Origin of the sequence: Sulfitobacter sp. HI0040 (genome assembly GCF_001634885.1) — a bacterium.
In the GTDB taxonomy this organism is placed as follows: domain Bacteria; phylum Pseudomonadota; class Alphaproteobacteria; order Rhodobacterales; family Rhodobacteraceae; genus Sulfitobacter.
This window is the reverse complement of record NZ_LWEX01000383.1, coordinates 1-270: the sequence shown is the minus strand read 5'-3', so window position 1 is coordinate 270 and position 270 is coordinate 1. Positions and strand designations below refer to the sequence as shown.

Annotated in this window: 1 pseudogene; it reads left to right on the top strand. The window is 65.9% G+C overall.

The features are described 5' to 3' along the window. A pseudogene (locus A3728_RS23240) lies at window positions 1–250 on the top strand (hypothetical protein); the annotation flags it as partial. Between the last annotated feature and the right edge of the window lie 20 nt (window positions 251–270).

Genomic DNA, 270 nt, shown 5'->3' with positions numbered 1-270 from the left:
CGACTGGGTTGACGACTACGCGGCGGAGCAGAACGATATCCTGCTCTACGGGGATGAGGCCGCCAGCGCCGCCGACTTTCACGTCAATTTCGGGGAAACCGCAGGCGCCGGTGCCGCGGGGGTGGAGGAAGCCTTCGTGATCCACAGCCCCACGGGCCAGATCATCTGGGCCGTCACCGACGGCGCGGCGCAAAGCGCGCTGTTCCTTCAGATCGCGGGGCAGGATGCGGTCATCGACCTTTATGGCTGACCGTTTCGCATCAGCGCGCC